Below are 2,191 nucleotides of genomic sequence, written 5' to 3'. Positions count from 1 at the left end.
GGTGTATGTGCATAGCAAACGCCCGGGCTTTGACCCAGCAAAACCAAGTAAAACCGACTCAACCGAATACGCTCACTTTGTATTTTGCAAAGGCCATGAGCTAGCGCCTGAAATTTTTGTAATTTAACGCTGGGAACTGCTAAAAATGAAACTACACCCAAAAGCAAAGGCCGCACTTGGCTATTACAACGCACACAGAAAAGAGCGCGATATAGCAAAGTGTGATTTTCAAAAAGCGGTAAGTGCATTATACGATTTAAATGCCTACGCACCCCAAATAGCAAAGCGCATAGAAGCGCTTGGTCGTTTTAGCTCAAATAGCTGGTACGCATATTCAATGGCTGAGTTTGATATTCAACTTGATAATGATGTAAGGCTTTTAGACGCATACCACAACATTACGACCTCCCATTTTAACCCCCAAGGACACTAAAAAATGAACGCTATCAAAGACCAAGTTATGCCTAAAAATAAGCAATTACTACTTAATATTGTTTTACACGCTATTGAGCAAGTTAATTTTGCAATTCGCAATTTAAACAAACGCAGCACTATTGGCATGCTAATGCAGTGCGAAGACACGCTAACCGACTTGCTACCAATCGTAAAAATGATTGCTGACGACGACGTTAATTTTGAACGAGCATACAGCCTAATGAGCATTGCATTAAATGCTGTGCAAATTGGTGGTGAGCCAATGGAAATAGAGCTGTAACAATGAGCATGTGGCCCGTTGTAAGCTTTGATGTTGTAACAGCGGTTTTAACTATGGTTAAAGCCGTTGACGACAGTGAACACAGAGATTTTTTAATAAGCGGCCTTGGCCGTTTTACTGCGTACAGCCAATATAAAATGGCTAAGCAATACCTTGCCAAAATTACCCCACCAAGCAACGCCTGGTACAAAGATGAGCCTATAAACCCAAGCGAAAAAGCAAACGCTTGGTTTTATGATGTGCTTAAAAATGCAGAGCACCGCATTGATGTAACCAGCCTTAAGCTAAGCAAACCAGCTAAAGCCGCGCTTAAAAAAGTGCATAACAATAATATTCATAATTTTATTGTAAAAGACATTATTGAAAGTAAACGCGCACCCAGCATACAAGCCAGCTTTGTACGCCAAACTGCTAAAAATATGGAGTTTGCACAAAAGCAGCGCAACGCAAAAAACAAACAACCTTTAACCGAGCAAAATTTAAAACAAGAAGTAGGCGATCAGGTTTCTAGCTCAGCAATGTCGGTTATTAACGCAATAGACGACGCTGAAGAAGTTAAGTTTGTTTACCAATGTTTAAGCAAAGTACCCAAGCCGCTGCAAATGCGTGTAGCTAAGCGCTTTATTAATAAATACGACACCAGCTTAAAAAGCACAGCCAACGCAACCAAAGACGAACTAATACAAATAAGCCGTGCGCTTTACGACTTTAGCGGCACTAAAAACCCGCACCAAAAAGTACAGCCAACAAGCGCAAATATTCGCGCTCAATACAGTGCAAATAACTGGTTACGTCGTACCGTTAAAACATTAAAGCCACGCCTTAAAATACTCGAGCAAATTACTAATGCTATGCCGCTGCCTTGGCACATATTAGCCAATGCCGACAAAACCAAAAAACATGCAAATGTATTGGCAATGCAAACAGCCGAAATAATAGCCGACCTAGCAAAAGAACAACCTACGTGGGATGCAACCGACATACACGAAAGAGTAAACGAATATGCAAACCAATTTAGCGTGCAATTACAATTTGCTGAAAAAAGCGAATACCTAACAATACCCGATGCGGAAGTAGCGCTTTTAAAAGCACAAGATCATAAGTGGTGGGCGCGTAAACTTAAAACAGTACGCAGCCGCTACCTAGAGCACCTAGAAATTGCAACGGGCGAAGTAGGCCGCGACCTATTTAACAGTATTGATAAAAAAGGCGCTAAAACCACCAAACGCCGTGGCATAAGTGCGTATTGCTCAAAGCAAGCAATTGCCGAATACACCACCAATCGCGAACGCGGCCAACGTTACCTAGAAAGCCTAGAATTAGTAAACGAACAAAGCGATGTTATATCGCTAATGAAAGCAGTAGAAGCAGGCGTTGCCAACCATGAAAACATGCGCAACGAGTTAATGCTACGCATACGCGAAACCGAAGAACTGGCCGACGAAATGGGCTACACAGGCGGCTTTTATAACATTA

Annotated in this window: 3 protein-coding genes; all 3 read left to right on the top strand. The window is 41.9% G+C overall.

The features are described from left to right. Positions 1 to 145: 145 nt before the first annotated feature. Positions 146 to 433: a hypothetical protein gene (locus L654_RS0102375; RefSeq protein WP_024607155.1), complete on the top strand. Its 288-nt coding sequence runs from the start codon at positions 146 to 148 to the stop codon at positions 431 to 433. A 3-nt stretch (positions 434 to 436) separates the two neighbouring features. Then, complete coding sequence (locus L654_RS0102370) at positions 437 to 715, top strand: hypothetical protein (protein ID WP_024607154.1); 279 nt, start codon at positions 437 to 439, stop codon at positions 713 to 715. Between the two features lie 2 nt (positions 716 to 717). Continuing rightward, the coding region (locus tag L654_RS0102365; protein ID WP_024607153.1) for a replication endonuclease at positions 718 to 2,191 on the top strand (1,474 nt) is incomplete at its 3' end.

The sequence above is a fragment of the Pseudoalteromonas sp. TAB23 genome, assembly GCF_000498075.1.
Taxonomy (GTDB): domain Bacteria; phylum Pseudomonadota; class Gammaproteobacteria; order Enterobacterales; family Alteromonadaceae; genus Pseudoalteromonas; species Pseudoalteromonas arctica.
The sequence above is the reverse complement of the archived record's forward strand: the minus strand, read 5'-3'. Positions and strand labels throughout refer to the sequence as shown.

Coding starts and splice junctions, on each gene's coding strand:
- L654_RS0102375 (WP_024607155.1), top strand. CDS start 146: ATGAAACTACACCCAAAAGCAAAGGCCGCACTTGGCTATTACAACGCA.
- L654_RS0102370 (WP_024607154.1), top strand. CDS start 437: ATGAACGCTATCAAAGACCAAGTTATGCCTAAAAATAAGCAATTACTA.